This is a genomic window from Paenibacillus sp. P46E (assembly GCF_001909095.1).
In the GTDB taxonomy this organism is placed as follows: domain Bacteria; phylum Bacillota; class Bacilli; order Paenibacillales; family Paenibacillaceae; genus Paenibacillus_AQ; species Paenibacillus_AQ helianthi.
In genome coordinates, this window is the sequence record NZ_LVYZ01000096.1 from 1 (window position 1) to 6,338 (window position 6,338).

Here is a 6,338-nt window from a genome sequence, read left to right on the forward strand (position 1 = left end):
GATATAGCCATATTTGTTTAGACATGTATTTAAGGTAGTTGTATTCTATATTTTGCAACTACAAATTTAAGGAGCGAATACAATTGAAGAAAATCTTTTTACCTATCTTCTTTTCATTATTATTAGTTTTTAGTTTTTCATCCAATATTATAGCCGAAGGAACTTCTACTCAAATCAATCTCATTCCCATTATGACCTCGAATGATGCTCCAACAGGTCATGCAACTGCTAGTAGTGTTTGGAGCAGTAATCATCAACCGTTTAGACTTTTCAATGGAGATATGACAGATGTTGGATGGGCAAGTATTCAGGGAACTCCCTCTGGGTGGGTAAGCTACGAATTTAATAATCCAGTTCTAGTTAATCATTACACCCTATTGGCTAGGGCAGACTCAAGTGTATATAAAGAGGAATCACCAAAAGATTTTACTTTCGAGGCATGGGATGGCGAAAAATGGCTAGTGCTTGATTCCGAAGAAAATATTACAAACTGGGAAAAATATAAATATAAAGAGTTTTCTTTTACCAACGAAACTGTGTATAAAAAATACAGATTAAACATTACGAAAAATAATGGTTTAAGTATGTTTACAGCATTGAATGCTTTGGAAATGTATAATACCAATCCAGAACCAACAAATACTCCTTCACCATCACCAACAGCTACCGTGAAGCCAACACCAACACCGACTGTAACACCAACAGCTACACCTCCAGTGCCATCTGGTGATCATGCAATCCTGACCATTTCAATGACTACAGGTATAGAAAAGGAATTCGATCTGCCTATGTCTGAAGTTAATGCATTCCTTGATTGGTATGATACGACTACAGGCTCCGCTCGATATGGCATTAACAAACAAGACAACAACAAAGGTCCATTTAGCAAGCGTACCGACTACGTAATTCATGATAAAATCCTTAGCTTTGAAGTAAGTGAATACACAGCAAAATAAATCTATTCCAACACTTACCTCCTCTTTCCCTTATAGCCAAACGCTATAATTGGATGGAGGAGGTTTTTTTATGTTTATATCCCCTATGCTGCTGCAGACGGCCCCTGGGCCTTTCTCGCATAGCGATTATATATTTGAGCCAAAGATAGACGGCCACCGGATGATTTACTCCCAGCAGTCCGGAAATGTCCGGCTGTACACCCGCCACAATAACGACTGCACCCGGCAGTACCCCGAGCTTCAGCTTCCGTTTGCAGATGATGTGATCCTCGATGGTGAGGTCGCCTGTGTTGATCCTGCAACCGGTGTATCAGATTTTGAGGCTGTCATGAGCCGGTTCCAGTCGCGCAGGTCAGACAAGATCCTCAAACTCATAACCAATCTGCCAGCCTATTATGCTATCTTTGATATTCTGCAATATAAGGGTCAGGATTTGCGCGGGCTTCCGCTGTTACGCCGCAAAGAGATACTGGCAGGATTGTCCCTGCCCTCTGGGAGCTTCGGCGCAGTGCCGCACGTACACAGTGAAGGCGAGGCGTTGTTTGAGCAGATTGAGGACCGAGGTATGGAAGGCATTGTTGGTAAACGCAAGAACAGCCTTTACGAAACCGGGCGCAGATCCCACGAATGGCAGAAGATTATTAATTGGACCTATGTAGAGGTTTATATCACGGGATTTCGTAAGCAAGAATTTGGGTGGGTTGCTGCTGTGCCTGATCCGTCTGGCAAGCTACGCCCTGCGGGAATTATTGAGTTCGGCGCGTCACCCCTGCATAAGCAGGCATTTAGAGGTGTGGCTCAGCAGCTTATAAAAGGCGAGGATAAGGATTTTGTACACCTGGAGCCACGACTGCGGGCTAAGGTTCGAATGAGGAACTGGACCAAATCTGGCATGTTACGGAGTCCGGTTTTTATGGAGTTTATCGTATAATCAAAATACCTGCCAACCACTTAAGGTTAGCGGGTATTTTTTTGTTCATTCGGAAGACTTACCCGCAATATAATCCTATACATTCCACAAGCAGAACAGTTACTAGCAGAAGCATATTCTACAGTTCGAAAAAGAAAAGACATTATTCACACACTTAATTACATATATAGTCATATATGTCTAGACATTCCCATTAATATATTTTATTGTAATTGAATCCGAAATCAAAAGGGGAATTTAAATGAATAAGAAGTTATTGAAATTAATGGTCACCTGTTTAACTGCGCTAATACTATGCTTCCCTGTCTCTGCTAAGGCATCCGCTGATACAGAAGGTTGGGAATATACTACTCCTATGCCTAAAGCTATGTATGGCTTTGGAACAACTAGCCTTAATGATAAGATTTATTTAATTGGTGGACGTTCCAATAATCCTAATGTGGCTACCTATAATAGTTTATTAGTATATGATCCTACATTAAAAGCATGGGAAACAAAAGCTCCAATGTCAACATCGCGATATATGGTCGGTGTTGCACAAGTTAACGGAAAAATCTATGCAATTGGAGGATATGATGCTTCAGATAAACCTACTAAAATACTTGAGGAATATGACCCTTTAACAAATACTTGGACCTCAAAAGCAGAGATGTTGTCTACACAAAGACAAGGTTTCTCAGTATCAGTCGTAAATAACAAAATTTATGTACTTGGTGGAACTGTTAATATGGGACAAATTACATACAACGTGGAACAGTACGATCCAATTTCAAATCAATGGTCCATTATAAAAAATGATTTTCCACGTACAGAGATGGCCAATACAGTGACATTAAATAAAAAAATATACATTATTGGCGGATCAGAACCTGAAATTCCGTATTCTCAAAGAGTTTTAGAGTATGACCCTGTCAGTGGATCCGTTGTTAAAAAATCCAACATGCCCACTGGTCGCTACCAATCAAGCGCTTCTCTTGTAAATGGGAAGATTTTGGTGATTGGTGGCATAACTGAAAAGTCTAAAGGTCGAGCAACCAGTATAGTAGAAGAGTATGATCCAAAATTGGATAAATGGGAAACAGGGATAAGCATTTCTACGAGTAGAAGATGGCATTCGTCTGAGACAGCACTAAATAAAACTTTCGTATTTGGTGGTTATAGTGATGAATTGAAACCACTAGATTCTGTAGAAGTTAGTAAACAGTCCTCTGTTCCTGAACCAAATCCTGATCCCACTGAACCTAACAGCAACAGAGCACTACTGACAATAACTTTAACAACTGGTATCGAGAAAGAATTCGACCTCTCAATTGAAGAAGTAAATGCATTCCTGAAATGGTACGATGCTAAAGATGCCGGTTCAGGTCCAGCCAAGTTCGCAATCGACAAACATAGTAACAACAAAGGTCCGTTCAGTAAACGTTCTGATTATGTTATCTTTAAGAATATCCTCTCTTTTGAGGTAGATGAGTATAGTACAGTAACAAGCGCTACTTATAAATAAATCTCATTTTCAAAAAAACAAACCTGTCAGGCACATGCCCGGCGGGTTATTTTATGTATACTCTAAATTCAAACCGTTCCCGGATAAACCGTCCACCGGCTATCTTGATACTATTCGGGGAATATCCCTCTACTATCCCGCCATAATCCATGATATGCCCTTCTGGATCATCTTCAGGCCGGAACCATACAGATACCTTAGACTGCGCCAAGGCAGCAACCAGGAAGTCTGTATCACTTTCCAGGACTTTGTATGTACTATTCATGCTGCCCCCTACGTATCATAACGAATTTTCAGTGTTGCTCCCTTGCCTTTAGGTGGTGCTTCCATAATCGTATCAATAGGCTTTTTGTAATCATACATTGCTTTACAGCATGAAGGCATACTATGATTTGGTCCAGGATAACCTCCAAGTTCTCTGTGCACATCACCTGAAATAATATCCACATACAACGCACCAGCATTACGTGCCTCATCAATTTGTCGTTTAACTTCTTTTCTAAAATCTTCAACCGAATGATTGTTAGACATGAAGTTCATCTCCTTATATTGAAATACCCCACCAGTACTTGGCAGGGTACACTCTCTTTCAACTATCTTATCGCTACTGAAACATTGTGTAAATGCTATTTTGCAGAATATTCATTCACACTGAAGGTAAGAATCTTATCGAAGATCACATATTCTTTACGACTATTGAACGGTCCCTTATTATTGTCATGCTTGTTAATCCCATAACGTGTAGTTCCTGAAGCAGTATCGTACCAGTTAAGGAATGCATTGACTTCAGACATAGGAAGATCGAATTCCTTTTCAAGACCAGTATTCATCGTTACAACTAGGATTGCACGGTCTCCTGTTGGCTGTTCTGGTGTTGGTGATGGTGTAACCGTTGGTGTTGATGTTGGCTCAACAGTTGGTTGCGGTGTTACTGTTGGTGTAGGTGCTGTTGTTGGTGCAATAGTTGGTTCAGGTGTCAGAGAACCTATTGTGATCCCACTAATAGCGATCCAAGTAGTACTCCCAGTACATACTATTCTAACCCCACTATACTTTCCGGGGGTTACTACAAAAGGATCAAGAATTGTATAGGTTTTTGTTATATGATTCTCCACACTTTTAGTTAAATTTCCCGAAATCTCTACCCACTTATTAGATTGTAAACCATAAACTTTATAGGTAACATCCGTCTTAGGATTTGAAGAAGCCGCCAACTGAACAAATTCAAGATATACTTCTTTAGGAAATCTCACCTCTAATGCACCACTGGCACTACCACTATTCCAAAAACTTTCTATGTCTGAGTCTAATACATTGTTTGCTGTCATCCCGCCATAGGTATTACTTCCATATGCTATTGAACCGTCAGGCGGTAGTACTCCCTGCATTCCACTAATGGTGCCCCCACCTTCAGCATATGAAACCTCATCTTGAAGTATTGGGCGGATCAAAACAACCGATAAAATTAAACACAACACTATTAGTAACTTACCTTTACTACCCATTCCTTTTTTCACAAACTTCCATCTCCTTTAATATGTATGCATCAAGCCTACACTAAATAAAGGCGAACAAACAGTCTGTTTTTCGACAGAAATTTACAATACACTTAAGGGTTATTGAGGAAATATGTGGATTTAATTCAAGGATTGAATTCTATGTCTTCGGTAAGGAAAATTTTCCTTTGGGTATCAGGCGGGGTGTATAATAATCAGAAAAACCCGGAGGTAACGTCATGGATAAAAAGCTTAAGCAAAGTCTGAAGGTTGCTGCCGTGAGAAGTGAAATGATTGTTGTATGGCTATTAAATGGGGATAAGATAAAAGGAATTGCAGAGGTATCAGTAGATCCGGATCGAGTAAAGATCAATACGATCGAGGGCCCTGTGTGGGTGCCATACATTGATGTGGAGAGTATTTCACGAGTAATCAGGCTGCGAGTTGAAGGTGAGACAAATGAATAATGACATTTCCCCACCATTGAAAAAAGCTATGTCCGAAGTATCTCGTGACAAAGCCTTTTTTTCATGCATTCTATATATATTTATTCTTTTGACCCAGATATCCTCCTCCAAAGAGGAAAGATACCGAGTCCAAAAGCATCATTAGTTAGTATTTTAGCATAACGATTAGAAACGACATTACCAAAAGCAGTAAAATCAGTGTCCAGATTAATACAAAGCGTGGATCTATTTTCATGATATGACTCACCTCCTTATTAACGTATAAATCCGTTAACTAAGGAGCTTTTGGAACGAAACTAACTACAAAAGAAACATTAACACATCCTGTTACTATTAACAATGTATATGGGAGATTATCTAAAGATAAATTTGGATTATGTATATGTCGATAACGAAAATTTTCCTGACCGCAAAAACACCCCACCAATTTTGGTAGGGTATGATGTTTCGTGATCATCTGTACACGTTATGTATGTCAATGGAAAGAAAAATCTACTTAACAAGCTAAATAATAGATTCTGCCTTTTTACTAATTATGTATACTAAATGATCCGGACATTTAAAAATACCCAAAAAGAACTTTTGGGCATTTTTAATCATTACTTCTCTTTGCGCTCAGTTATTGTTTTAATGTTTTTCATGATATCTTTGACTGATTTATTTGCTATTATTTGTCCTAAGCTTTTTGGATCATTCATAAGTTTTTCATAATTTTTTTCTTTTTTGTGATCATTAAACAATGATTTTTTCCATTCTGATTTTGGAGACAAAGTAGCAATACTGTCAAAATTCATGGTAGTACCTCCTTGTATTAGTAATTATTATAGAACTGACGATTTAAGTTTGCATCAAAATAATGTTTTCTTTTAATCCAAACAAAACCATCACCTTTGGTAATCAAGGCAACATCAACTGGTCCACCAACTGTTTCAGAGTCTGCACTAATCTTTCTTTTAAAAGAAGTCAAATTGACCAGAGTTTCAG

8 protein-coding genes are annotated in these 6,338 nt (G+C 38.8%); 4 read left to right on the forward strand and 4 right to left on the reverse strand.

Annotated elements, in window-relative coordinates; translation table 11 throughout:
• The first annotated feature begins 83 nt into the window (after positions 1–83).
• The 3 genes from A3849_RS33905 to A3849_RS30040 all read left to right on the forward strand — a co-directional run bounded on the left by A3849_RS33905 (position 84) and on the right by A3849_RS30040 (position 3,391).
• Complete coding sequence (locus tag A3849_RS33905; protein ID WP_074114733.1) at positions 84–956, forward strand: discoidin domain-containing protein; 873 nt, start codon at positions 84–86, stop codon at positions 954–956.
• A 70-nt stretch (positions 957–1,026) separates the two neighbouring features.
• Positions 1,027–1,887, forward strand: coding sequence for an ATP-dependent DNA ligase (locus A3849_RS30035; RefSeq protein WP_074114734.1), 861 nt, complete (start codon positions 1,027–1,029; stop codon positions 1,885–1,887).
• Positions 1,888–2,128: 241 nt separating this feature from the next.
• The gene (locus A3849_RS30040) at positions 2,129–3,391 is read left to right on the forward strand and encodes a Kelch repeat-containing protein (RefSeq protein WP_074114735.1); all 1,263 of its coding nucleotides are present in this window, start codon (positions 2,129–2,131) and stop codon (positions 3,389–3,391) included.
• Between the two features lie 46 nt (positions 3,392–3,437).
• Here A3849_RS30040 and A3849_RS30045 read toward each other — a convergent pair whose 3' ends face one another.
• The 3 genes from A3849_RS30045 to A3849_RS33820 form a co-directional block, all read right to left on the reverse strand.
• Positions 3,438–3,656, reverse strand: a complete 219-nt coding sequence (locus tag A3849_RS30045) for a hypothetical protein (protein ID WP_074114736.1) — start codon at positions 3,654–3,656, stop codon at positions 3,438–3,440.
• Positions 3,657–3,664: 8 nt separating this feature from the next.
• Positions 3,665–3,922, reverse strand: coding sequence for a hypothetical protein (locus A3849_RS30050; RefSeq protein WP_074114737.1), 258 nt, complete (start codon positions 3,920–3,922; stop codon positions 3,665–3,667).
• A 95-nt stretch (positions 3,923–4,017) separates the two neighbouring features.
• The gene (locus A3849_RS33820) at positions 4,018–4,908 is read right to left on the reverse strand and encodes a discoidin domain-containing protein (RefSeq protein ID WP_256701100.1); all 891 of its coding nucleotides are present in this window, start codon (positions 4,906–4,908) and stop codon (positions 4,018–4,020) included.
• A 218-nt stretch (positions 4,909–5,126) separates the two neighbouring features.
• Between A3849_RS33820 and A3849_RS30060 the strand changes: the two genes are divergently transcribed.
• Positions 5,127–5,354 (forward strand): hypothetical protein, encoded by a 228-nt coding sequence (locus A3849_RS30060; RefSeq protein ID WP_074114738.1) that lies wholly within the window; start codon positions 5,127–5,129, stop codon positions 5,352–5,354.
• 599 nt (positions 5,355–5,953) lie between these two features.
• Here the strand turns inward: A3849_RS30060 and A3849_RS30065 are convergent.
• Positions 5,954–6,148, reverse strand: coding sequence for a hypothetical protein (locus A3849_RS30065; protein ID WP_074114739.1), 195 nt, complete (start codon positions 6,146–6,148; stop codon positions 5,954–5,956).
• Positions 6,149–6,338 lie beyond the last annotated feature (190 nt).